Origin of the sequence: Burkholderia sp. AU45251, assembly GCF_030482905.1 — a bacterium.
GTDB lineage: Bacteria > Pseudomonadota > Gammaproteobacteria > Burkholderiales > Burkholderiaceae > Burkholderia > Burkholderia aenigmatica.
This window is the reverse complement of record NZ_JAUJQH010000009.1, coordinates 223647-246482: the sequence shown is the minus strand read 5'-3', so window position 1 is coordinate 246482 and position 22836 is coordinate 223647. Positions and strand designations below refer to the sequence as shown.

General features: G+C 66.5%; 19 protein-coding genes. 18 read left to right on the top strand and 1 reads right to left on the bottom strand.

Features of this window, described 5'->3' with window-relative positions; all coding sequences use genetic code 11:
- Positions 1 to 60 precede the first annotated feature (60 nt).
- The 17 genes from mraZ (at position 61) to lpxC (ending at position 19210) form a co-directional block, all read left to right on the top strand.
- Positions 61 to 489, top strand: a complete 429-nt coding sequence (mraZ, locus tag QZM67_RS20180) for a division/cell wall cluster transcriptional repressor MraZ (protein WP_006487094.1) — start codon at positions 61 to 63, stop codon at positions 487 to 489.
- 23 nt (positions 490 to 512) lie between these two features.
- On the top strand, positions 513 to 1454 hold the full coding sequence (gene rsmH / locus QZM67_RS20175) for a 16S rRNA (cytosine(1402)-N(4))-methyltransferase RsmH (RefSeq protein ID WP_043191501.1): 942 nt from the start codon (positions 513 to 515) through the stop codon (positions 1452 to 1454).
- Positions 1451 to 1792, top strand: coding sequence for a cell division protein FtsL (gene ftsL, locus QZM67_RS20170; RefSeq protein WP_175021526.1), 342 nt, complete (start codon positions 1451 to 1453; stop codon positions 1790 to 1792). Before rsmH ends, ftsL begins: the two co-directional genes overlap by 4 nt.
- Entirely contained in the window at positions 1789 to 3636 is a 1848-nt protein-coding gene (locus QZM67_RS20165) for a penicillin-binding protein 2 (protein ID WP_301806093.1), read from the top strand. The genes ftsL and QZM67_RS20165 overlap by 4 nt, the downstream gene beginning before the upstream one ends.
- Complete coding sequence (locus QZM67_RS20160) at positions 3633 to 5171, top strand: UDP-N-acetylmuramoyl-L-alanyl-D-glutamate--2,6-diaminopimelate ligase (RefSeq protein WP_301806091.1); 1539 nt, start codon at positions 3633 to 3635, stop codon at positions 5169 to 5171. Before QZM67_RS20165 ends, QZM67_RS20160 begins: the two co-directional genes overlap by 4 nt.
- The gene (gene murF / locus QZM67_RS20155) at positions 5168 to 6574 is read left to right on the top strand and encodes a UDP-N-acetylmuramoyl-tripeptide--D-alanyl-D-alanine ligase (RefSeq protein ID WP_301806089.1); all 1407 of its coding nucleotides are present in this window, start codon (positions 5168 to 5170) and stop codon (positions 6572 to 6574) included. Before QZM67_RS20160 ends, murF begins: the two co-directional genes overlap by 4 nt.
- Before the next feature lie 16 nt (positions 6575 to 6590).
- Positions 6591 to 7760 (top strand): phospho-N-acetylmuramoyl-pentapeptide-transferase, encoded by a 1170-nt coding sequence (mraY, locus tag QZM67_RS20150; protein ID WP_006477019.1) that lies wholly within the window; start codon positions 6591 to 6593, stop codon positions 7758 to 7760.
- A gap of 28 nt (positions 7761 to 7788) precedes the next feature.
- Positions 7789 to 9300 (top strand): UDP-N-acetylmuramoyl-L-alanine--D-glutamate ligase, encoded by a 1512-nt coding sequence (gene murD / locus QZM67_RS20145; protein WP_301806085.1) that lies wholly within the window; start codon positions 7789 to 7791, stop codon positions 9298 to 9300.
- Positions 9297 to 10580 (top strand): putative lipid II flippase FtsW, encoded by a 1284-nt coding sequence (ftsW, locus tag QZM67_RS20140; RefSeq protein ID WP_043191485.1) that lies wholly within the window; start codon positions 9297 to 9299, stop codon positions 10578 to 10580. The genes murD and ftsW overlap by 4 nt, the downstream gene beginning before the upstream one ends.
- Complete coding sequence (murG, locus tag QZM67_RS20135; protein WP_089449853.1) at positions 10577 to 11680, top strand: undecaprenyldiphospho-muramoylpentapeptide beta-N-acetylglucosaminyltransferase; 1104 nt, start codon at positions 10577 to 10579, stop codon at positions 11678 to 11680. The genes ftsW and murG overlap by 4 nt, the downstream gene beginning before the upstream one ends.
- Positions 11677 to 13074 carry a UDP-N-acetylmuramate--L-alanine ligase gene (gene murC / locus QZM67_RS20130; RefSeq protein ID WP_175021530.1) on the top strand — a complete coding sequence of 466 codons (1398 nt, stop codon included), beginning with the start codon at positions 11677 to 11679 and terminating at the stop codon, positions 13072 to 13074. Before murG ends, murC begins: the two co-directional genes overlap by 4 nt.
- 1 nt (position 13075) lies before the next feature.
- Positions 13076 to 14017 carry a D-alanine--D-alanine ligase gene (locus QZM67_RS20125; protein ID WP_301806079.1) on the top strand — a complete coding sequence of 314 codons (942 nt, stop codon included), beginning with the start codon at positions 13076 to 13078 and terminating at the stop codon, positions 14015 to 14017.
- Positions 14018 to 14036: 19 nt separating this feature from the next.
- On the top strand, positions 14037 to 14789 hold the full coding sequence (locus tag QZM67_RS20120) for a cell division protein FtsQ/DivIB (protein WP_043191473.1): 753 nt from the start codon (positions 14037 to 14039) through the stop codon (positions 14787 to 14789).
- Positions 14790 to 14815: 26 nt separating this feature from the next.
- The gene (gene ftsA, locus QZM67_RS20115; RefSeq protein ID WP_006487138.1) at positions 14816 to 16048 is read left to right on the top strand and encodes a cell division protein FtsA; all 1233 of its coding nucleotides are present in this window, start codon (positions 14816 to 14818) and stop codon (positions 16046 to 16048) included.
- 112 nt (positions 16049 to 16160) lie between these two features.
- Positions 16161 to 17357, top strand: a complete 1197-nt coding sequence (gene ftsZ / locus QZM67_RS20110) for a cell division protein FtsZ (protein WP_011350843.1) — start codon at positions 16161 to 16163, stop codon at positions 17355 to 17357.
- A gap of 188 nt (positions 17358 to 17545) precedes the next feature.
- Positions 17546 to 18052 (top strand): peroxiredoxin, encoded by a 507-nt coding sequence (locus tag QZM67_RS20105; protein WP_011350844.1) that lies wholly within the window; start codon positions 17546 to 17548, stop codon positions 18050 to 18052.
- Between the two features lie 240 nt (positions 18053 to 18292).
- The gene (gene lpxC, locus QZM67_RS20100) at positions 18293 to 19210 is read left to right on the top strand and encodes a UDP-3-O-acyl-N-acetylglucosamine deacetylase (protein ID WP_175021532.1); all 918 of its coding nucleotides are present in this window, start codon (positions 18293 to 18295) and stop codon (positions 19208 to 19210) included.
- A gap of 80 nt (positions 19211 to 19290) precedes the next feature.
- Here lpxC and QZM67_RS20095 read toward each other — a convergent pair whose 3' ends face one another.
- Positions 19291 to 19767, bottom strand: a complete 477-nt coding sequence (locus QZM67_RS20095) for a DUF721 domain-containing protein (protein ID WP_043191463.1) — start codon at positions 19765 to 19767, stop codon at positions 19291 to 19293.
- 256 nt (positions 19768 to 20023) lie between these two features.
- Here QZM67_RS20095 and secA point away from each other — a divergent pair, with 256 nt between their 5' ends.
- The gene (gene secA / locus QZM67_RS20090) at positions 20024 to 22822 is read left to right on the top strand and encodes a preprotein translocase subunit SecA (protein ID WP_043191460.1); all 2799 of its coding nucleotides are present in this window, start codon (positions 20024 to 20026) and stop codon (positions 22820 to 22822) included.
- The last annotated feature ends 14 nt before the right edge of the window (positions 22823 to 22836 follow it).

Here is a 22836-nt window from a genome sequence, read left to right as displayed (position 1 = left end):
TTCCGGCTAAATTCTCAGCATGGAGCGGGTGCTTCGGTGCCCTGAACGGGAGAGCGGAAAGTGTTCCAAGGGGCGTCGGCGCTGACGCTCGATGCGAAAGGGCGGATGTCGGTGCCGGCTCGCTATCGCGAAGCGCTGCAAGGACAGGCAGAAGGACGGGTGACTGTGACCAAGCACCCGGACGGCTGCCTGTTGCTGTTTCCGCGCCCCGAATGGGAAGTATTCCGCGCCAAGATCGCCGCGCTGCCGATGGACGCGCACTGGTGGCGGCGCATTTTTCTCGGCAACGCGATGGATGTCGATCTCGATAGCGCCGGCCGGATTCTCGTATCGCCCGAGCTGCGCATGGCAGCCGGACTGGAAAAGGAAGTCATGTTGTTGGGAATGGGTAGTCACTTCGAGCTGTGGGATTCGCAGACCTACAACGCGAAGGAGCAGGCAGCGATGGCGCAGGGCATGCCCGACGCGCTGAAGAATTTCACGTTCTGATTGCGGTGACGGAGACGCCCGCGATGGGAAACGAATTGCAGCATCGGACAGTGTTGTTGGACGAAGCGGTCGAATCGCTCGTGACGCGACCGGACGGCATCTATGTCGACGGTACGTTCGGACGCGGCGGCCATAGCCGCGCGGTGCTCGCGCGGCTGGCGGCGGCCGGGCGGCTGATCGCGTTCGACAAGGATCCGAGGGCGATCGAGACGGCGCAGGGCATCGAGGATGCGCGCTTCTCGATCGTGCATGACAGCTTTGCATCGATGCGCGACGCGCTTGCGGCGCGCGGCGTCGAGAAGGTGTCGGGTGTGTTGCTTGACCTGGGCGTGTCCTCGCCGCAGGTGGACGATCCGGCGCGTGGCTTCAGCTTCCGCGCCGATGGTCCGCTGGACATGCGGATGGATCCGACGCGCGGCGAGTCGGCGGCGGAATGGCTCGCACGGGCTTCGGTGCAGGAATTGACGGAGGTGATACGGGATTATGGGGAAGAACGGTTTGCTTTTCAGATTGCAAAGGCGCTTGTTGCTCGCCGGGCAGAGTCCGACCGTCTTGGGCCTCTCGACACCACGGGCGAGCTTGCCCAAATCGTGGGTCACGTCGTCAAAACCCGTGAGAAGGGCAAGGATCCGGCAACCCGCACCTTTCAGGCTATACGGATTCACGTCAATCAAGAGCTTGCGGACCTGCAAGTCGTACTAGACGCGGCACTGTCGTTGCTGGAGCAAGGGGGGCGGCTGGTGGTCATCAGCTTTCATTCACTCGAGGACCGGATCGTCAAGCGATTCATGCAGGCGCACGCGAGTGCGCCTGCGGTCGATCGTCGCCTGCCGATCCGCGCCGTCGATCTCCCGAGCCCGCCGCTCAAGATCATCAGCCGCCAGTTTCCGAGTGAAGCGGAAGTCGCTGCGAATCCGCGCGCCCGCTCGGCCGTGATGCGCATCGCGGAGCGCGTCACGCCATGAGCCGCTTCAATATCTTCCTGCTGATCATCGTGATGGGGTGCGCGCTGTCGGTCGTCAATTCGACGAACCAGCAGCGCCAGATCTTCATCCAGCTGCAGCGTGCGCAGTCGCAGGAGCGTCAGCTCCAGCAGGACTACGCGCAGCTTCAGTATCAGCAGAGCGCGCTGTCGAAGACCTCACGCATCGAGCAGCTTGCGAACGACTCGCTGAAGATGCAGCCGATCACGACCGGCCGCACGCAATACCTGACGCTGCCGCCGGGCGCTGCGAAGGCGATCGATGCGCCGATCCCGGCTTCCGGGGACACGGCCGGCAAGGGCAAGGGAGGCGCGCGATGAAGCCGTCCCAGAAGCGCCAGAACGTGAAGTTCTCGTCGAGCCCCGTGCTGGGCGTGCATCTCCCGATGTGGCGCTCGAAGTTCGTCGTGTTCCTGCTGTTCATGGCGTTCGTCGCGCTGGCCGCGCGCGCGTTCTGGATCCAGGGCCCCGGCAACGCGTTCTATCGGAAGCAGGGCGAAAGCCGCTACCAGCGCACGATCGATCTGCCGGCGACGCGCGGCAAGATCCTCGACCGTAACGGGCTCGTGCTCGCGACGAGCCTGCCCGTGCGCGCGATCTGGGCGATTCCCGACGCGGTGCCGGACGATCTCGACGCCGACAAGGTCAACCAGCTCGGCAAGCTCCTCGGCATGACGTCGAAGGAACTGCGCGTGAAGCTGTCGGAAGACAAGGGTTTCGTCTACGTCAAGCGTCAGGTGCCGATCGGCGTCGCCGACAAGGTCGCTGCGCTCGATATCCCCGGTATCTATCAGCGCAACGAATACAAGCGCTTCTATCCGGAAGGCGAGATCACCGCTCACCTGATCGGCTTCACGAACGTCGAGGACGAAGGGCAAGAGGGTGTCGAGCTGGGCGACCAGAAGATGCTGTCCGGCACGTCGGGCGTGCGTCGCGTGATCAAGGACCGGATGGGGCACATCGTCGAGGACGTCGCTGAGCAGATCCCGCCGCACAACGGCACCGACGTCGACCTGTCGATCGACAGCAAGATCCAGTACATCGCGTACGCGAACCTGAAGGCCGCCGTCGAGAAGTTCAAGGCGAAGGCCGGCGCGGCGATGGTCGTCGACGTGCGCACCGGCGAGGTGCTCGCGCTCGTCAACTACCCGACGTACAACCCGAACGACCGCTCGCGCATGACGGGCGAGCAGTTGCGCAACCGGATCATGACCGACGTGTTCGAGCCGGGCTCGATCATGAAGCCGTTTACGGTGTCGCTCGCGCTCGACCTGCACCGCGTGACGCCGAACACGCTCGTCGAGACGGGCAACGGGCACTTCGTGCTCGACGGCGCGCCGATCACCGACGACGCGGGTTTCGGCACGCTGACGGTCGGCGGTGTGATCCAGAAGTCGAGCAACATCGGCGCGACGAAGATCGCAATGACGATGCGGCCCGAGGAAATGTGGAATATGTATACGAGCATCGGCCTCGGCCAGGCGCCGAAGGTCGGGTTCCCGGGTGCGGTGGCCGGCCGCCTGCGTCCGTGGAAGAGCTGGCGTCGCATCGAACAGGCGACGATGTCGTACGGCTACGGCCTGTCGGTGTCGCTGTTCCAGCTCGCGCGCGCCTACACGGCGATCGCGCATGACGGCGAGCTGATGCCCGTGACCATTTTCAAGACCGACCCCAACCAGCCGGTCGTGGGTACGCAGGTGTTCAACCCGACCACCGCGCGCGAAGTGCGTGCGATGCTCGAGACGGTGGTGGCGCCGGGCGGCACGTCGCCGGATGCGGCCGTGCCGGGCTATCGCGTCGGCGGCAAGAGCGGTACCGCGTACAAGCACGAAGGTCACGGCTACACGCGCAAGTACCGCGCGTCGTTCGTCGGGATGGCGCCGATGCCGAATCCGCGCATCGTCGTCGCGGTATCGGTCGACGAGCCGACCGCCGGCAGCCACTTCGGCGGCCAGGTGTCCGGCCCCGTATTCTCGGCGATCGCCGGCGACACGATGCGTGCGCTGAATGTGCCGCCGAACATGCCGATCAAGCAGCTCGTCGTGTCTGACGATTCGCCGGCAGCACCTTCCGCAACGGGGCCGCAAAAGCTGGCCGCGGGGAGCGGTGCGAAGCATATGATCGTGTCCAGCACGACGCGTAATTCACCAGGAGTTGTTCGATGAGCGCCGCTCGCAGTTCCCATCCGGCGCATCAGCAGATCGCAGCCGCGCTTGCGTGGCTGCGTCAGCATGTGGCCCCCGCCGCGCAACTGCATGCCGACACGCGCAGCCTCAAGGCTGGCGACGTGTTTGTCGCGTATGCAGTCGACGGGGCCGACAATCGTGCCTTCATCGTCGACGCCGTCGCGCGCGGTGCGGCTGCCGTGCTGTATCAGCCGGAAGGGCTGGACGCGGCGCCGGCGGTGCCCGTCGCACTGGCCGTGCCGGCGCTCGACCAGCTCGCCGGCGAGATCGCCAGCGGTTGGTACGGCGATCCGAGCGACAGCCTGCTCGCGGTGGGTGTGACCGGCACGAACGGCAAGACCTCGTGCACGCAATGGATCGCCACCGCGCTGACGGCGCTGCACCAGCCGTGCGCGGTGATCGGCACGCTCGGTACCGGGATGCCCGGCCAGCTCGTGCCGACGGGTTTCACGACCCCCGACGCGCCGCAACTGCAGCGCAGCCTCGCGCAGTTGCGCGACGCGGGCGCGAAGGCCGTGGCGATGGAAGTGTCGTCGCACGCGCTGCACCAGGGGCGCGTGAACGGTACGGCCTTCGACATCGCGGTGTTTACGAACCTCACGCAGGATCACCTCGACTATCACGGCACGTTCGATGCGTACGAGGCCGCGAAGGCGAAGCTGTTCGCATGGCGCGGCCTGCGCGCGGCGGTCGTCAACCGCGACGACGCAGCCGGCCAGCGCCTGCTCGAGAAACTGGCCGGCCGCGTACGCACGATCGCGTACGGGATCGGCGATGCACCGGCGCCCGACGTCGATCGCGAACTGGTCGCGATCGACGTGCGTGCCACCGCGACCGGCACGGCGTTCCGCCTGCGTTCGTCGTGGGGCGATGCCGACGTCGAGGTCGGCACGCTCGGCACGTTCAACGTCAGCAACCTGCTCGCCGTGCTCGGTTCGTTGCTCGCGGCCGACGTGCCGTTCGACGCGGCGCTCGCCGAGATCGCGCGGCTCGAGTCCGTCAACGGCCGGATGCAGCGGCTCGGCGGCCGGCTGCAGAACGACGAACCGCTCGTCGTGATCGACTACGCCCATACGCCCGACGCGCTCGAAAAGACGCTCGACGCGCTGCGCCCGATTGCTACGGCGCGCGGCGGCCGGCTCGTCTGCATGTTCGGTTGCGGCGGCGATCGCGATGCGACGAAGCGCCCGCTGATGGGCGCGATCGCGGAGCGGCTCGCCGATGAGGCCGTCGTCACGAGCGACAACCCGCGCAGCGAGGATCCGCAGCGCATCATCGACCAGGTCGTCGCGGGCATGACCGCCCCTGATCACGCCCGTCGTATCGAGGATCGCGCGAGCGCGATCCTGCAGGCCGTGCGCGGCGCGGCACGCGAGGATGTCGTCGTGCTGGCCGGCAAGGGCCACGAGGCCACGCAGGAAATCATGGGCAAGAAACGCACGTTCTCCGACCAAGATCACGCGCGGCTTGCGCTGGCAGCGCGCGCGACGCACGGCAAGGGAGGCGCCGAATGACGATGCTCAGTCTCGGCGAAGCCGTTCGCCTGATTCCCGGTGCAACCGTCCACGGCGACGCGAGTGTCACGTTCGATCGCGTGTCGACGGACAGCCGCACGGCCGGCCCCGGCGACCTGTTCGTCGCGCTGAAAGGCGAGCGCTTCGACGCGCACGACTTCCTCGGCGATGTCGCTGCGCGCGGTGCGGCAGCGGCGCTCGTCGCGCACGTGCCGGCCGGCGTCACGATGCCGGCGATCGAGGGCGGCGAAACGCGTGCCGCGCTCGGCGCACTCGCACACGGCTGGCGCAAACGATTCGCGCTGCCGATCGTCGCGGTGACGGGCAGCAACGGCAAGACGACCGTCAAGGAAATGATCGCGTCGATCTTCGCGGCGGCGGTCGGCGCCGACGCGCGGCTCGCGACGGCCGGCAACCTGAACAACGACGTCGGCCTGCCGCTGACGCTGCTGCGCCTGTCGGCCGCGCATCGTCTCGCGGTGATCGAGATCGGAATGAACCACCCGGGCGAGACCGAAGTCCTGGCGCGCCTCACGGCGCCGACGGTCGCGCTTGTCAACAACGCGCAGCGCGAGCACCAGGAGTTCATGGCGACGGTCGAAGCCGTTGCGCTCGAGCACGCGGCCGTGATTCACGCGCTGCCGCCGGACGGCGTTGCGGTGTTCCCGGCCGACGACGCGTATGCGGGCATCTGGCGCGTCGCGGCGACCGGCAACCGGATCCTCGATTTCGCGCTGCACGATGCCGAACGGCAGAACGACGCACAGGTCACGGGCCGTCTGCACGGCGGCGAACTCGCGATCGACACGCCCGCGGGCGCCGTCACGGTGCGGCTGCGCGCGCTCGGCGAGCACAACGCGCGCAACGCGCTGGCCGCCACGGCCGCGGCGCTGGGCGCCGGCGTTGCGCTGTCGGCGATCAAGCAGGGTCTCGAATCGTTCGAGTCGGTCAAGGGCCGGCTGCAGGTGAAACAGGCGATCGCAGGCAGCCTCGCGGGTGCAACGGTCGTCGACGATACGTACAACGCGAATCCCGATTCGATGCGTGCCGCGATCGACGTGCTCGCCGCGCAACCGGCGCCGCGCGTGCTGGTGATCGGTGACATGGGCGAGGTCGGCGACGAAGGGCCGGCCTTCCATCGCGAGGTCGGTGCCTACGCGCGCGAGCGCGGGATCGATGCGCTGTTCGCGCTCGGCGATGCGTCGCGCGATGCCTGCACGGCGTACGGCGACACGGCCCGCCATTTCGGCGACGTCGGCGCGCTGGTCGGCGCACTGCTCGCGGCGGGCTACGGCGCGCAGGCGACGCTGCTCGTGAAGGGCTCGCGGTACATGAAGATGGAGCGCGTGGTCGACGCGCTGACGAACCAACCCGCAGCGGGCACGTCGCCCGCTGCACACTGAGTAGAAGGAAGGAAGCATGCTGCTGGCGCTGGCGCAATGGCTGCAAGGAGACGCAAGCTTTTTGCGCTTGTTCACGTACCTCACGTTCCGTGCGGTGATGGCCACCATCACCGCGCTCGGGATCGGGCTCGTGTGCGGACCGTGGGTGATCCGCAAGCTGACGCAAATGAAGGTCGGCCAGGCCGTGCGCAAGGACGGCCCGCAGACGCACCTCGTCAAGTCCGGCACGCCGACGATGGGCGGCGTGCTGATCCTGATCGGCATCGCGGTCGCGACGCTGCTGTGGGGCGACCTGACGAACCGTTTCATCTGGATCGTGATGCTCGTCACGTTCGGTTTCGGCGTGATCGGCTGGGTCGACGATTACCGCAAGGTCGTCCACAAGGACCCGCGCGGGATGTCGTCGCGCGAGAAGTATTTCTGGCAATCGGTGATCGGGTTGTTCGCGGCCGTCTACCTCGCATTCAGCGTGTCCGAGGCGAACAACGTGCGCGTGTTCGACCTGTTCATGGCATGGGTGCGGAGCGGCCTGTCGATGGGGCTGCCGGCGCGTGCCGACCTGATGCTGCCGTTCCTGAAGTCGATCAGCTATCCGCTCGGCGTCTGGGGCTTCATCGTGCTGACCTATTTCGTGATCGTCGGCGCGAGTAACGCGGTGAACCTGACCGACGGCCTCGACGGTCTCGTGATCATGCCGGTCGTGCTGGTCGGCGCGTCGCTGGGTGTGTTCGCGTACGTGATGGGCAGCGCGGTCTATTCAAAATACCTGCTGTTCCCGCACATTCCGGGCGCGGGCGAATTGCTGATCTTCTGTTCCGCGATGGGTGGGGCAGGGCTCGCGTTCCTCTGGTACAACACGCACCCCGCGCAGGTGTTCATGGGCGATGTCGGCGCGCTGGCGCTCGGCGGCGCGCTCGGCACGGTCGCGGTGATCGTGCGCCAGGAAATCGTGCTGTTCATCATGGGCGGCATCTTCGTTGCGGAAACGTTGTCGGTGATGCTGCAGGTGTCGTGGTTCAAGTACACGAAGAAGCGCTACGGCGAAGGACGGCGTCTGCTGAAGATGGCGCCGCTGCATCACCATTTCGAACTGTCCGGCTGGAAGGAAACGCAGGTGGTCGTGCGTTTCTGGATCATCACGCTGATGCTGTGCCTGTTCGGTCTGACCACCCTCAAGCTGCGGTAAAGGAAAGGTAACAAGGATGTCTGGCGAGATGTTTGGAGATCGGCAACGGCCGATGGTGCTCGTACTGGGGCTCGGGGAATCGGGTCTCGCGATCGCGCGATGGTGCGCGAGGCACGGGTGCCGGCTGCGTATTGCCGATACCCGCGAGGCGCCGCCGAACCTTGCCGCGCTGCAGGCCGAAGGCATCGATGCGGAATTCGTCGGCGGGGCGTTCACGCCCGCGCTGCTCGACGGCGGCGTCGAGCTCGTCGGGCTGAGCCCGGGGCTGTCGCCGCTCGAACCGGCACTCGCGGCGCTGGTCGCGGCCGCGAACGAGCAGGGCGTCGCGGTGTGGGGCGAGCTGGAATTCTTCGCGCAGGCGCTGCGCGCGCTCGGCACGAGCGGTTACCAGCCGAAGGTGCTCGCGATCACGGGCACCAATGGCAAGACCACGACGACGAGCCTCACGGGCCTGCTGTGCCAGCGCTCGGGCAAGAAGGTCGCTGTCGCGGGCAACATCAGCCCCGCGATGCTCGACCGGCTCGCCGGTGCGATCGACGAAACCACGCTGCCCGACGTGTGGGTGCTCGAACTGTCGAGCTTCCAGCTCGAGACCGCGCGCACGTTCGCGCCCGATGCGGCCGCGATCCTCAACATCACGCAGGACCACCTCGACTGGCACGGCAGCTTCGACGCATACGCGCAGGCAAAGGGCCGGATCTTCGGCGCGACGACGACGCGCGTGCTGAACCGCGACGATGCGGCCGTGATGAAGTTCGCGCCGGCAGCCGGTGCGGCGGATGCCCCGCGCACGGTCACGTTCGGCCTGAACGAACCGGTGCAGGACGGCGACTACGGGCTGTCGCGCGACAACGGCATCGCGTGGCTGGTCGAAGCCGTCGATCGCGACGCGCCGGATGAAGTCGCGACGACGAGCCGCCGGCGCAAGCGCGACGCACATACACCCGACATCGCGCAGAAGCGCCTGATGCCGGCCGACGCGCTGCGCATCCGCGGGCTGCACAACGCGGCGAATGCGCTGGCCGCATTCGCGCTCGCACGCGCGATCGACCTGCCGGCCGCGCCGCTGCTGCACGCGCTGCGCGAATACCGCGGCGAGGCGCACCGCGTCGAAGTGATCGCGACGATCGACGACGTGGATTACGTCGACGACAGCAAGGGTACGAACGTCGGCGCGACGGTTGCCGCGCTCGACGGGCTCGCGCAGAAGATCGTGCTGATCGCGGGCGGCGACGGCAAGGGTCAGGACTTCGCGCCGCTGGTCGCGCCGGTCGCGCGCTGGTGCCGTGCGGTGATGCTGATCGGCCGTGACGCACCGGCGATTCGCGACACGCTCGCCGAAACGGGCGTGCCGCTCGCCGACCACGCGACGCTCGAAGGCGCGGTGCATGCGGCGGCCGACCTCGCCGAACCGGGCGATGCAGTGCTGCTGTCGCCCGCCTGCGCGAGCCTCGACATGTTCAGGAACTACGCCCATCGCGCGGATGTATTCCGCGCGGCGGTCGACGAAATCGCCATCGACAAAGGAGCGACGCCATGAGCTGGTCCGATCGCCTCGTCTCCCGTTTCAACGATCGCCGCGACACCGGCGGCAATGCCGCGGGCGGCCGCGTCGCGTCGGCCACACGTGCCGCGACGGGCGGCCTCGCGAGCGTCGTCAACGGCGTGCGCCCGAGCCGTTCGCGGATGCTCGACTTCGACTATTCGCTGCTGTGGGTCGCGATCGCGCTGCTCGGGCTCGGCGTCGTGATGGTGTACTCGGCGTCGATCGCGATGCCCGATTCGCCGAAATACGCGTCGTATCACGATTACGCGTTCCTGATGCGTCACTGCATCTCGCTCGTCGTCGCGTTCATCGCGGCGGTGATCGCATTCCGCGTGCCGGTGTCGACGTGGGATAAATACGCGCCGCATCTCTTCCTGATCGCGCTCGTCGGCCTCGTGATCGTGCTGATTCCGCACATCGGCAAGGGCGTGAACGGCGCGCGCCGCTGGATCCCGCTCGGCATCACGAACATGCAGCCGTCGGAAATCATGAAGCTCGCGGTGACGATCTACGCGGCGAACTACACGGTGCGCAAGCAGGAATACATGCAGAGCTTCGCCAAGGGCTTTCTGCCGATGGCGTTCGCGGTCGGCCTGGTCGGTGCGCTGCTGCTGCTCGAGCCGGACATGGGCGCGTTCATGGTGGTCGCGGCGATCGCGATGGGCGTGCTGTTCCTCGGCGGCGTGAACGGCAAGCTGTTCGGCGGCCTCGTCGCGACGGCGGTCGGCACCTTCACGATGCTGGTGTGGCTGTCGCCGTGGCGTCGCGAGCGGATCTTTGCGTACCTCGATCCGTGGGACGAGCGCTACGCGCAGGGCAAGGCGTACCAGCTCACGCACTCGCTGATCGCGTTCGGCCGCGGCGAGTGGTTCGGCGTCGGTCTTGGCGGCAGCGTCGAGAAGCTGAACTACCTGCCGGAAGCACATACCGACTTCATCCTTGCGGTGATCGGCGAGGAGCTCGGTTTCGTCGGCGTGCTGGTCGTGATCCTGCTGTTCTACTGGATCGTGCGCCGCTCGTTCGAGATCGGCCGCCAGGCGCTCGCGCTCGATCGCACGTTCGCGGGCCTGACCGCGAAGGGCATCGGCATCTGGTTCGGCGCGCAGACTTTCATCAACATGGGCGTGAACCTCGGGCTGCTGCCGACCAAGGGCCTGACGCTGCCGCTCGTGAGCTACGGCGGCTCGGGCATCTTGCTGAACTGCGTCGCGCTCGCGGTGCTGCTGCGGGTCGACTACGAAAACCGGGTGCTGATGCGCGGAGGGAAGGTATGACCGCGTCGCAACGCACGCTGATGGTGATGGCAGGCGGCACCGGGGGCCACGTGTTCCCGGGGCTCGCGGTCGCGCACCGGATGGAAGCGGCGGGCTGGCGCGTCGTGTGGCTCGGCAATCCGGCCGGGATGGAAGCGACGCTCGTGCCGAAGCACGGCATTCCGATGGAATACGTGCGCTTCGGCGGGCTGCGCGGCAAGGGCCTGAAGACCAAGCTGACGCTGCCGTTCAACCTGCTGCGCGCATGCGGTCAGAGCCTTGCCGCGCTGCGCCGCGTGCGGCCCGACGTCGTACTCGGGATGGGCGGCTACATCACGTTCCCGGCGGGCGTGATGACTGCGCTGTCGGGGCGCCCGCTCGTGCTGCATGAACAGAACTCGATCGCGGGCCTGACGAACAAGGTGCTCGCGAAAATCGCGAAACGCGTACTCGTCGCGTTCCCCGGTGCGTTGCCGCACGCGGAATGGACGGGCAACCCGATTCGCGCGGAACTTGCGCGCACGGAAGCGCCCAAAGCACGCTATGCGGCGCGCAGTGGCCCGCTGAACGTGCTGGTCGTCGGCGGCAGCCTCGGTGCGGCCGCGTTGAACGAAGTCGTGCCGCGCGCGCTGGCGATGCTGACGCCGGGCGAACGCCCGCGCATCGTGCATCAGGCCGGCGCGAAGCACATCGAAGCATTGAAGACGAATTACGAAGCGGCCGGTTTCGCGGCCGGCGAAGACGTGCGGCTCGTGCCGTTCATCGACGACATGGCGGCCGCGTATGCGGCGGCGGATCTCGTGATCTGCCGGTCGGGAGCGATGACGGTGTCGGAGATCGCGGCGGTGGGCGTGGCGGCGCTGTTCGTGCCGTTCCCGTACGCGGTCGACGATCACCAGACGACCAACGCAGCGTTCCTCGCCGATGCGGGCGGGGCGGTATTGGTGCAACAACGCGACCTGTCGGCGGAACTGCTCGCCGACTGGCTGCGCGGCCAGTCGCGGGCATCGCTCGCGGACATGGCGGAACGTTCGCGCTCGCTGGCGAAGCCCGAGGCCACCGACGAAGTCGCGCGCGTGTGCGCGAAGGCGGCTGGCGCGAACCTGGAACAACTGCAATGAAACACATCGTCAAACACATTCATTTCGTCGGCATCGGCGGCGCGGGCATGAGCGGCATCGCCGAGGTGCTCGTTAACCTCGGCTACGAGGTCAGCGGCTCGGACCTGTCGCGCAACGCGGTGACCGATCGTCTCCAGGCGCTCGGCGCACGGATCGCGATCGGCCATGACGCGGTGAACATCGAGGGCGCGAACGCGGTCGTCGTGTCGACGGCCGTGCGTTCGGACAACCCGGAAGTGCTGGCCGCGCGCGCGAAGCGCGTGCCGATCGTTCAGCGCGCGGTGATGCTGGCCGAGCTGATGCGCCTGAAGCAGGGCATCGCGATCGCCGGCACGCACGGCAAGACCACGACGACGAGCCTCGTCGCGAGCGTGCTCGCGGCGGGCGGGCTCGATCCGACCTTCGTGATCGGCGGCCGGCTGATCAGCGCCGGCGCGAACGCGCGGCTCGGCACGGGCGATTTCATCGTCGCCGAGGCCGACGAGTCGGACGCGTCGTTCCTGAACCTGTATCCGGTGATCGAAGTCATCACGAACATCGACGCCGACCACATGGACACCTACGGCCACGATTTCGCGCGGCTCAAGCAGGCGTTCATCGAATTCACGCAGCGCCTGCCGTTCTACGGCAGCGCGGTCGTGTGCGTCGACGATCCGAACGTGCGGCAGATCATCCCGTTCATCTCGAAGCCGGTCGTGCGCTACGGCCTGTCGCCGGACGCGCAGGTGCGCGCGGAAGACATCGACGCGCGCGACGGCCGCATGCATTTCACGGTGATTCGTGAAGGGCGCGCGCCGCTCGCGATCGTGCTGAACCTGCCGGGCCTGCACAACGTGCAGAATGCGCTCGCGGCGATCGCGATCGCGACCGATCTCGGCGTGACGGACGATGCGATCCAGCAGGCGCTCGCGGAATTCAACGGCGTCGGCCGGCGCTTCCAGCGCTACGGCGAGGTGCCGACGGCGGACGGCGGCCAATACACGCTGATCGACGACTACGGCCATCACCCGGTCGAGATGGCCGCGACGATCGCGGCCGCGCGTGGCGCGTTCCCGGGCCGCCGCCTCGTGCTGGCGTTCCAGCCGCACCGCTACACGCGTACGCGCGATTGCTTCGACGATTTCGTCAACGTGCTGTCGACGGTCGACGCGCTGGTGCTGACGGAAGTCTACGCGGCCGGCGAGGCGGCGATCTCGACCGCCAACGGCGAAGCGCTGTCGCGTGCGTTGCGCGCGGTAGGAAAGGTTGACCCGGTATTCGTCGCGACGGTTGACGACGTGCCGGACGCATTGGCGAAGGTCGCGCAAAACGGCGACGTGGTGATCACGATGGGTGCGGGTTCGATCGGCGGCGTGCCGGCGAAGGTCGCGCAGCACACTCAACAGAAGGCATGACATGAGCGGGATTGATCCGAAACGTTTCGGCAAGGTGGCGGTGTTGTTCGGCGGCGAGTCCTCGGAGCGCGAGGTGTCGCTCACGTCGGGCAAGCTCGTGCTGCAGGGCCTGCGCGACGCGGGCATCGACGCGCACCCGTTCGACCCGGCCGAGCACCCGCTGGCGGCGCTGAAGGATGAAGGGTTCGTGCGCGCGTTCAACGCGCTGCATGGCGGCTACGGCGAGAACGGCCAGATCCAGGGCGCGCTCGATTTCTACGGCATTCGTTACACGGGCAGCGGCGTGCTCGGGTCGGCGCTCGGCCTCGACAAGTTCCGCACGAAGCTCGTGTGGCAGCAGACGGGCGTGCCGACGCCGCCGTTCGAGACGGTGCTGCGCGGCGACGACCTCGCGGCGCGCGCGACGGACATCGTCGCGAAGCTCGGCCTGCCGCTGTTCGTGAAGCCGGCGAGCGAGGGCTCGAGCGTGGCGGTGCTGAAAGTGAAGACGGCCGACGCGCTGCCGGCTGCGCTCGCGGAAGCCGCGAAGCATGACCCGATCGTGATCGTCGAGAAGAGCATCGAGGGCGGCGGCGAATACACCGCCTGCATCGCTGGCGATCTCGACCTGCCGGTGATCAAGATCGTGCCGGCCGGCGAGTTCTACGACTATCACGCGAAGTACGTCGCCGACGACACGCAATACCTGATTCCGTGCGGGCTGCCCGCCGACAAGGAAGCGGAGCTCAAGCGCATCGCGCGCCGTGCGTTCGACGTGCTCGGCTGCACCGACTGGGGCCGCGCGGATTTCATGCTCGACGCCGACGGCAACGCGTACTTCCTGGAAGTGAACACCGCGCCGGGCATGACTGACCACTCGCTGCCGCCGAAGGCCGCGCGCGCGGTCGGCATCAGCTATTCGGAGCTGGTCGTGAAGGTGCTGTCGCTCACGCTCAACGACTGACGCAGGAACGGAACGACGTATGTGGAACAACGTTCGCCAACTCAACCTTGCCGCCAGCGCGCTGTACGCGCTGTTGCTGCTCGTGTTGGCGGCGGCCGGTTGCTACTGGCTGATCCAGCGCCCGACGTTCGCGCTGCGGGAAATCCGGATCGACGGCGACACCGAGCACATCAATTCACCGACGGTGCGCGCGGGCGTGGTCGGCCGGCTGAAGGGCAATTTCTTCACGGTCGATCTCGATGCGGCACGCGGCGCGTTCGAGCAGATGCCCTGGGTGCGCCACGCGAGCGTGCGCCGGGTGTGGCCGAATGCGCTGGCTGTCACGCTCGAGGAGTACAAACCGCTCGGGACCTGGGGCAGCGACCAGCTCGTGAGTGTCGACGGCGAACTGTTCACCGCGAACCAGGGCGAGCTGGAGCAGGAACTGCCGGCGTTCGACGGCCCGGAGGGCAGTGCGAAGGAAGTCGTCACGCGGTATCGCGACTTCGGGAAATGGTTTGCGCCGCTGAAGGCGGCGCCGGAAGAAGTGACGCTGTCGGCGCGGTACGCGTGGACGGTGAAGCTGTCGAACGGCATGCAGGTCGAGCTGGGCAAGGAACGCAACAGCGAGTCGCTGCATGACCGGAGCCAGCGCCTGGTTGCCGCATGGCCGGCTGTCACGGAGCGCTGGGGCAACGACATCGAGTACGCGGACCTGCGTTATCCGAACGGATTCGCGATTCGCGCGGCAGGCATGCGGTTCCTGACCGATACCGACAAGCGCAAGAAGTAACGAGAGATCACACGCAAGAGCACTTTATGAGCAAAGACTACAAGGATCTGCTGGTTTCCCTCGACATCGGCACGTCGAAGGTGGTGGCCATCGTCGCCGAGCTGAAGGGCGAAGGCCACTACGAGGTGATCGGTCTCGGCCAGAGCGAGTCGAAGGGTCTGAAGAAAGGTGTGGTGGTCAACATCGAGGCCACCGTGCAGTCGATCCAGCGCGCGCTCGAGGAAGCCGAGCTGATGGCCGACTGCAAGATCACCAACGTGTTCACGGGGATCGCGGGCAGCCACATCCGCAGCTTCAACTCGAGCGGGATGGTCGCGATCAAGGACAAGGAAGTCACGCAGACCGACGTTGCGCGCGTGATCGAGACCGCGAAGGCGATCAACATCCCGACCGACCAGCAGGTGCTGCACATCCTCACGCAGGAATTCATCATCGACGGCCAGGAAGACGTGCGCGAGCCGATCGGCATGAGCGGCATCCGGCTGGAAGTGAAGGTGCACATCGTGACGGGCGCGGTGAGTGCCGCGCAGAACATCGTCAAGTGCGTGCGCCGTTGCGGGCTCGAAGTGAACGACCTGATCCTGCAGCCGCTCGCGTCGTCGCTGGCCGTGCTGACGGAAGACGAGAAGGATCTCGGCGTAGTGCTGGTCGACATCGGCGGCGGCACGACGGACATCGCGATCTTCGCCGAAGGCGCGATCCGTCACACCGCGGTGATTCCGATCGCCGGCGACCAGATCACGAGCGACATCGCGATGGCGCTGCGCACGCCGACGCCGGATGCGGAAGACATCAAGGTCGGCTACGGCATTGCCAAGCAGGCGCTCGCCGATCCGGACGAAATGGTGGAAGTGCCGGGCCTCGGCGAACGCGGCCCGCGCACGCTGTCGCGCCAGGCGCTCGCAGCCGTGATCGAGCCGCGTGTCGAGGAACTGTTCTCGCTCGTGCAGCAGGTCGTGCGCGAATCGGGTTACGAAGAACTGCTGAGCTCCGGCGTGGTCATTACCGGCGGGGCGTCGATGATGCCCGGCATGGTCGAGCTCGGCGAAGACATTTTCCTGAAACCGGTGCGCATCGGCGCGCCGGAATATGCAGGCGGCCTCTCCGACGTCGTGCGCAATCCGCGCTACTCGACGGCGATGGGGCTGCTCGTCGAAGGCAGTGCTCAGCGCATGCGCGGCCGCAAGGTCGCCGTGCAGTCCGGAAACGCGGGGCAGGTGTTCTCGCGGATGAAGGAATGGTTCCTGAGCAACTTCTGACGAACCGAATCGAAATTCGCGCCGGTGCCGGCGGCTGGCGCGCGACAGGGGGTTGCCCGATCTCCTGCCGAATAACGGCCGAGTAGCAGTATTTCTCTTGACGGAGGCAACAATGGAATTCGAAATGCTGGAAACCGAAACCAACGGCACCATCATCAAGGTGGTCGGCGTTGGCGGCGCTGGCGGCAATGCCGTCCAGCACATGATCAACCGCGGCGTGCAGGGCGTCGACTTCATCGTGATGAACACGGATGCGCAGGCGCTGTCGCGTTCGCGTGCATCGTCGGTGATCCAGCTCGGCAACACGGGTCTGGGCGCTGGCGCGAAGCCGGAAATGGGCCGTGCGGCAGCGGAAGAAGCGCGTGAGCGCATCGCCGACGCACTGCGCGGCGCGCACATGGTGTTCATCACGGCCGGCATGGGTGGTGGCACGGGCACGGGCGCGGCACCGGTGGTTGCGCAGATCGCGAAGGAGATGGGCATCCTGACGGTGGGTGTCGTCAGCAAGCCGTTCGAGTTCGAAGGCGGCAAGCGCATGCGCGTCGCTGAAGCCGGTTCGCAGCAACTGGAGGATCACGTCGACTCGCTGATCGTCGTTCTGAACGACAAGCTGTTCGACGTGATGGGCGACGATGCCGAGATGGACAAGTGCTTCCAGTGCGCGGACGACGTGTTGAACAACGCGGTTGCAGGCATTGCTGAAATCATCAATGTCGATGGCCTCGTGAACGTCGACTTCGAAGACGTGAAGACGGTGATGGGCGAGCAGGGCAAGGCGATGATGGGCACGGCGACGGTCGCCGGCGTCGATCGCGCACGCCTCGCGGCGGAACAGGCCGTGGCGAGCCCGCTGCTCGAAGGCGTCGATCTGTCGGGCGCGCGCGGCGTGCTGGTCAACATCACGTCGAGCCGTTCGCTGCGCCTGTCGGAAACGCGCGAAGTGATGAACACGATCAAGAGCTACGCGGCGGAAGATGCGACGGTGATCTTCGGTGCGGTGTACGACGACGCGATGGGCGATGCACTGCGCGTGACGGTCGTGGCAACGGGTCTGGGCCGTGCGGCGAAGAAGCAGCAATCGGCACCGATGACGCTGCTGCGCACGGGTACGGACAACCAGCCGGTCAGCGCGGTTTCGCACGGCTACGCTCCGACGCATCACGTCAGCACGGCCGACTACGGCGCGCTCGATACGCCGGCGGTGTGGCGCAATTCGCGCGAAACCGCGGCATCGCACGTGCAGGCGCTGCAGGAGAAGGGTGTCGACACGTACGACATCCCGGCTTTCCTGCGCAAGCAGGCTGACTGACGCAAACACAGGCGAAGCCGCGGCGAAACTGCCGCGGTATCGCCGGCGTGACGGATGCTACGGACCACGACAGGCCGCGTCGATTGCGACGCCGGGCCGGGAAAGGTGCCCTCTCCGCGCAAGCGGGGCGGGATGGCCCGTGCTGTCCGCAACACGCTGAAAAACCGTATCGCTATGAGGGACCAGCCATGATTCAAGTGGGCGACGCGCTGCCCGACGCGCAATTGTTCGAGTACATCGACGACGCGCGCGAAGGGTGCACGCTGGGGCCGAACGCCTACAGCGTGCGCGACCAGGTTGCGGGAAAGCGGGTGGTGATCTTCGGATTGCCGGGCGCTTTCACGCCGACCTGCTCGGCGCAGCATGTGCCGGGCTACGTCGAACACGCCGAGCAACTGCGCGCGGCGGGTATCGACGAGATCTGGTGCGTGTCCGTCAACGACGCATTCGTGATGGGCGCATGGGGACGTGATCTGCACACCGCGGGCAAGGTGCGCATGATGGCGGACGGCAGCGCGGCTTTCACTCATGCGCTGGGGCTGACGCAGGATTTGTCCGCGCGTGGCATGGGAATTCGTTCCCTGCGCTACGCGATGGTGATTGACGGCGGTGTGGTCAAGACGCTGGCCGTCGAGGCGCCGGGCAAATTCGAAGTGAGCGATGCGGCGAGTGTTCTCGCGACGTTGACGTCCTGATCGTGCGGTGCGCCGTTGCCTGCGGGCAACGCTGCTCACCGGCCTCAGGGCAGTTGTAACACGGGCTGATGACCGGAAACGCCTCCGTTCCGGGCATCGGCCCGTCCCGTATCGGCGCGGGTAAACAGCCGAAACAGATTGATACGCAGTTTCAAACTACGCTGAATAGGGAATTACGCTATAATCTCCCCTATCGAATATAACTCCTGATTGATATCTTCAATCACGACGAAGAACATCATGCTGAAGCAGCGCACCATCAAATCCATCGTGAAGACCGTGGGTATCGGTGTCCACTCGGGCCGCAAGATCGAGCTGACGCTCCGTCCCGCCGCGCCGGGCACGGGCATCGTGTTCTCCCGCGTCGACCTTCCCACGCCCGTCGACATTCCCGCCGCGGCGACGTCGATCGGCGATACGCGGCTCGCGTCGGTGCTGCAGAAGGATGGCGTGCGCGTGTCGACGGTCGAGCACCTGATGTCGGCGTGTGCCGGTCTCGGCATCGACAACCTCTACGTCGACGTGACGGCCGAGGAAATCCCGATCATGGACGGCAGCGCGGCGACCTTCGTGTTCCTGATCCAGTCCGCCGGGATCGAGGAGCAGAACGCGCCGAAGCGCTTCATCAAGGTGAAGAAGACGGTCGAAATCCGCGACGGCGACAAGTTCGCGCGTCTCGATCCGTACTTCGGTTTCAAGCTGAAATTCTCGATCGACTTCCGTCACCCGGCCGTCGACAAGACCGGCCAGGAACTCGAGGTCGATTTCGCGAATACGTCGTACGTGCGCGAGATCGCGCGTGCACGCACGTTCGGCTTCGCGCATGAGGCCGAGATGCTGCGCGAGATGGGTCTCGCCCGTGGCGGCAGCATGGAAAACGCGATCGTGCTCGACGAGTACCGCATCCTGAACAACGACGGGCTGCGCTACGACGACGAGTTCGTGAAGCACAAGATGCTCGACGCGATCGGCGACCTGTACGTGATCGGCCATCCGCTGCTGGCGTCGTACACGGCGTACAAGTCGGGCCACGGGCTGAACAACGCGCTGCTGCGCGAACTGCTCGCGAACGAAGATGCGTACGAGATCGTCACGTTCGACGATCCGCAAGCCGCGCCGAAGGGCTTCGCGTTCGACATGCAGACGGCCTTCGCCTGATCCGCATTCCACGCAAGCAATAAAAAAGCAGCCTCCGGGCTGCTTTTTTATTGGCCGGGGGCCGGCGGCGGCGCGTGTCGTCAGCGCGGCTTCGCCCCATGCCGGGCCGCCATCCGCGCGAGCGCGTCCTGCAGCGGTGACGGTTCGAGATGATCTGCCAGGTCGCGCAACGCGGCCGCGCCGACCGACGTCATCCGCGCCTGCTTCACGTGCGGCGGCTCCGGCGCATCCTTCGGGCGTACGCGCACGCGCAGCGTCGAGACCGGCCAGCCGCGCTTTTGCAGATCGCCGAGCAGCCGCGGCTCGACCTGCCGCAGCCGCGCGGCCAGCGCGTTGTGCGCCGCAAAGAGGGTCAGGGTCCCGTCCTTCACGAAGCCGGGCTCGATGTGGTTTGCCAGGTAGTCGGGCAGGAGTGCGGCGAGATCGCGCTGCAGCGACGCGATCTGCTCGACGCCGGCGCGCAGCGCCGCGAACGCGTCGGTGCGGCCGAGCACTTCCGACACGGGTTGCGGGCGATACGGGGCGAGCGGGCCGAAACGCTTGGAAAATCGGTTCATCGAGACATTCTTCGGGCGCGCACGCGCGCGGACGTTGACGCCGATTGTACCCGCGCGGGCCCGTGCACGGGCGGCTTTCGCCCCGTTGGCCCGGCCGTCGGCGCGCAGTGCCCGTCCGCCCGAGACACGGGCGCACGCTTCCCCGCGTGCTAAAATTCCTCGTTTGAGTCCACTAATTCGCTAAGCCGCCGAGGCTCGGGCGTCGGGGCGCGCAATACGCGCCGGGCGCCGGTGCTGCGACGCAGGATCCGATCCGATGACAACCGGTTTTCTCCAGAAAATTTTTGGCAGCCGCAACCAGCGGCTCGTCAAGCAATACCAAAAGACCGTCACGACGATCAATGCGCTCGAAACGCAGATCGAGAAGCTGACGGACGACCAGTTGCGCGGCAAGACGGACGAATTCCGCCAGCGAGTCGCGGCCGGCGAGTCGCTCGACAAGCTGCTGCCCGAGGCGTTCGCGGTTTGTCGCGAGGCCAGCCGCCGAGTGCTGAAGATGCGGCACTTCGACGTGCAGATGATCGGCGGCATGGTGCTCCACTACGGCAAGATCGCGGAAATGCGCACCGGCGAGGGCAAGACGCTCGTCGCGACGCTGCCCGTGTACCTGAACGCACTGGCTGGCCGCGGCGTGCACGTCGTGACCGTCAACGATTACCTCGCGCAGCGCGACGCCGAATGGATGGCGCGCCTCTACAACTTCCTCGGTCTGTCGGTCGGCATCAACCTGTCCGGCATGGAGCACGACCAGAAGCAGCAGGCCTACGCGGCGGACATCACGTACGGCACGAACAACGAGTTCGGCTTCGACTACCTGCGCGACAACATGGTCTACGAGACCGACGCGCGCGTGCAGCGGGCACTGAACTTCGCGGTCGTCGACGAAGTGGACTCGATCCTGATCGACGAGGCGCGCACGCCGCTGATCATTTCGGGTCAGGCCGAGGATCACACCGAGCTGTACGTGCGGATGAACGCACTGCCGCCGCTGCTCGAGCGCCAGATCGGTGAAGAGAAGGCCGACGGCACGGGCGTCGAGAAGCCGGGCGACTACACGCTCGACGAGAAGGCCCGCCAGGTGTTCCTGACGGAATCGGGCCACGAGAAGGCCGAGCGCCTGCTCGCCGAATGGGGCCTGATCGGCGAGGGCGAGAGCCTGTACGCGCCGCAGAACATCACGCTGATGCACCACGTGTACGCGGCGCTGCGCGCACACACGCTGTTCCACAAGGATCAGCACTACGTCGTGCAGAACGGCGAAGTGGTCATCGTCGACGAATTCACCGGCCGCCTGATGGCCGGCCGCCGCTGGTCCGACGGCCTGCACCAGGCCGTCGAGGCGAAGGAACACGTGAAGATCCAGAGCGAGAACCAGACGCTCGCATCGATCACGTTCCAGAACTACTTCCGGATGTACGCGAAGCTGGCCGGCATGACCGGTACCGCCGACACCGAAGCGTACGAATTCAACGAGATCTACGGTCTCGAGACGGTCGTGATCCCGACCAACCGCCCGCCGAAGCGGATCGACAAGCAGGACCAGATCTACAAGACGGCCAAGGAGCGTTATGACGCGGTGATCCGCGACATCCGCGAATGCTATGAGCGCGGTCAGCCGGTGCTGGTCGGCACGACGTCGATCGAGAACTCAGAGCTGCTGTCGCACCTGCTGAAGCAGGCCGGGCTGCCGCACGAGGTGCTGAACGCGAAGCAGCACGAGCGCGAAGCCGCGATCGTCGCGGAAGCCGGCCGTCCGAAGCGCGTCACGATCGCAACCAACATGGCCGGTCGCGGTACCGACATCGTGCTCGGCGGCAATGCCGAGAAGCAGGCTGCGTTCATCGAGGCCGACGAAGCCATCCCGGCCGACGAGAAGGCGCGCCGCATCCAGCAGCTGCACGACGAGTGGGAAACGCTGCACGAGCAGGTGAAGGCCGCGGGCGGCCTGCACATCATCGGCACCGAGCGTCACGAATCGCGCCGGATCGACAACCAGCTGCGCGGCCGTGCGGGCCGTCAGGGCGATCCGGGCTCGTCGCGCTTCTACCTGTCGCTCGACGATCCGCTGCTGCGCATCTTCGCGGGCGACCGCGTGCGTTCGATCATGGACCGCCTGAAGATGCCGGAAGGCGAGGCGATCGAGGCCGGCATCGTCACGCGCTCGATCGAGTCCGCGCAGCGCAAGGTCGAAGCGCGCAACTTCGATATCCGCAAGCAGCTGCTCGAATACGACGACGTGTCGAACGACCAGCGCAAGGTGATCTACCAGCAGCGTAACGAGCTGCTCGAAGCGCACGACATCACCGAGACGATCACCGCGATGCGTCATGGCGTGGTGACCGAAGTCGTCCGCCAGTTCGTGCCGGAAGGCAGCATCGAAGAGCAGTGGGACGTGCCCGAGCTCGAGGAAGCGCTGCGCAACGACTGGCAGCTCGACCTCGCGATCCAGGAAATGGTGAACGAGTCGTCGTCGATCACCGCCGAGGAGATCCTCGACGCCGTGATGACGGCCGCCGACGAGCAGTACGAGGCGAAGGTCGCGATGGTCGGCCGCGAATCGTTCAGCGCGTTCGAGCGCTCGGTGATGCTGCAGACGGTCGACCGCCTGTGGCGCGAGCACCTCGCGGCGCTCGACCACCTGCGCCAAGGTATCCACCTGCGCGGCTACGCGCAGAAGAATCCGAAGCAGGAATACAAGCGTGAAGCGTTCGAGCTGTTCGCCGCGATGCTCGAAGCGATCAAGCAGGAAGTCACGCGCGTCGTGATGAACGTGCAGATCCAGTCGCCGGAGCAGCTCGAGCAAGCCGCCGAGCAGATCGAGGAGCGCAGCGGTCATCTCGAGAACGTCGAGTACCAGCACGCCGATTACGCGGAAGCCGGTGCGCCGGTGGCGAACGTCACCGCTGCCGCGGCGGCCACGGCGACGGCCGAGATGGTCGGCAGCGCGATGACGCACAGCGGCCCCGGCGGCGAAATGCCGAAGGTCGGCCGCAACGATCCGTGCCCGTGCGGCAGCGGCAAGAAGTACAAGCAATGTCACGGGAAGCTGTCATGATCGACGGCGGCGCG